This window comes from Nitrospinota bacterium, assembly GCA_035528715.1.
In the GTDB taxonomy this organism is placed as follows: Bacteria; JADFOP01; JADFOP01; order DATKYB01; family DATKYB01; genus DATKYB01.
The window spans coordinates 1-2,018 of the sequence record DATKYB010000081.1 but is presented as its reverse complement, the minus strand read 5'-3'; the positions used below and the strand labels follow the sequence as shown (position 1 = coordinate 2,018).

2 protein-coding genes are annotated in these 2,018 nt (G+C 37.0%); both read right to left on the bottom strand.

All coding sequences use genetic code 11. The features are described from left to right. Positions 1-428: BMP family ABC transporter substrate-binding protein (locus tag VMW81_06235; GenBank protein HUU50536.1), on the bottom strand; the 428-nt coding region annotated here is incomplete at its 3' end. A gap of 233 nt (positions 429-661) precedes the next feature. Beyond that, positions 662-1,873, bottom strand: coding sequence for a PD-(D/E)XK nuclease family protein (locus VMW81_06230; GenBank protein HUU50535.1), 1,212 nt, complete (start codon positions 1,871-1,873; stop codon positions 662-664). Between the last annotated feature and the right edge of the window lie 145 nt (positions 1,874-2,018).

The following is a 2,018-nucleotide window of genomic DNA, read 5'->3' as shown; positions in this document are numbered from 1 at the left end:
GGATAAAACGAAGGCGGCATATTTCCGTAATAGTTCCCGAAATTATCGGCTTGTATCCATCCTCCTGCATGCATGAAAATAACCTCCGGATAGCGTTTAGCGACATTCGCAGCGGGTTCCATATGCCCAAAACTGGTTGGAAATATCAGTTTGGCCCCCTGCTGAATCATGTTTTCTATCACCCGTTCGGCTTCCGCGCCTTCAGGAACATTTTCAGCTTCCAGTAATTGGATTCCCGGGATGTTTTTCTTCATTTCTTCCAGCCCCTCTTTCTGGGCCTGGTTATACCCGGCATCATTGACAGAGCCAACATAAATTGCCCCTACAATCAAAACCGGCTGTTCAACGGCTCCAACGGTGATTGAAAAAACAAAAATCAACAAAAGAGCGAAAAAAACGAGAAACAAACAATCTTTTTTCAGTTTCATAATAATCCTCCTTACTTTGATTTTTTATTATCATTCAAACTTCTGTGATTTAGAATTCTTTTTGGCTGATTCCTTTTTGCTCTTTTAATTTCTTACCTTTTTTTTGCCTCCCTTCTATGTATTATTTTATATAACGTTATGAATCCTGTCAAGGAAACAATTCATGAATATAACTAGCGCCCATTTATATCCTCTCCTCTTTATTTATTAAAATGGGATGTATCCCTGTCACTTTAATCTTCTCTCTTGATTTTTGATAAGCGGACTGATTTTACTGTTTCAATCTCTACCAATTTTTTTATCTCATCTAAAATAACCGAATCCCATTTTCCCTCTTTGATTACCTTTTTCAATTCAGCGGCATCAAAGGCAGATACTTCTTCCAATCTATTTAATTGGCTTAACAACTCTATTAAAGATTCTCTCTCCTTGCTCCCTTTGCCCGGCACATTGACTTTTTCACCGGAACTAATCTTTAGCTGATGGCCACTCCCTATCACCACTTCTACCCCTATACTTCCGGCATATTTTATAACCGCTTCTTTTATCTCTTCCAGCTCTTCATCGATCTCTTCAATCTTTCCTTGATATCCCTTCTTTTTATCATCCAATCTGGCAAACTCATTAACCAATTTAACGCCACTATCTTTTAGATATTTATTTACCGGCAGATCCCCCACCATATATTCATGTTTATATAAAGGACAGATATCCAGATAATAACACCATCCGCACAAAGTGCTCTCATTAGGTAAAAACTCCCGGGTAGCTTCAATCTTCTTTATCAAATCAATGGTATCTTTTTTTAATTCAGCTAACTCATCTTCCGTCCTTTTTGACCTGATCTCTTTGTCAAAGGCTACATAATGCCACACCAGCTCTACCTTGGAAACATCATTCCACATCTTTTGAATCCCTATCTGATAGAGAGCCAGCTGGCGGTCTTCATCCATCCTGCTCTGCTCCGGAAGAGATTTAGAGGTCTTATAATCATGTATTTCATAAGTTCGGTCTTTTACCTGGTCTAAGCGGTCTATATATCCCCTTAATTTATATTCCCCCTGATCATCTAAATTTATAAATACCTGACGTTCAATGCCTAAAACTTTCCCCTGGTTAAAAGGATAATAGCGCTTATAATAATCTTCTATAAACTTCTTCCCTATTTCTTTATAATCCTTGGCTTTTCTTTCATTGTCGGCAATAACGATCTTATGATGAAAATTCTTATCCCAATCATCCTCATAAAAATCCAGCAGTTCATCCAAACTGTATTTCCTAAAGGGGAGGTCTTTATAAATTTTTTCCATTACCTCATGAAAGCGAGAACCTAAAAAAGCCTCGATGCCCTCTTCTTCTCTTTTAATCTTATCGATATAGTTAAACTTGTATTTTAAAGGACAACTCTTAAAGGTTTCCAGGCGAGAATGAGAATAGATAGTCATAATATCCTCCTATTATAACCCTTCGCTTCTTTCAGGGTCGGGCTTTACAATTTCACAAAATAGAAATCATAAAAGCTTTTACTTTTCGATATTATCTCAATACCTCTTTATAATTTAATAGGAATACATCCTATTTTTTCTATAG

Bases quoted from the DNA above. Each gene is read 5' to 3' on its own strand.
- VMW81_06230 (HUU50535.1), bottom strand. From the start codon at position 1,873: ATGACTATCTATTCTCATTCTCGCCTGGAAACCTTTAAGAGTTGTCCT.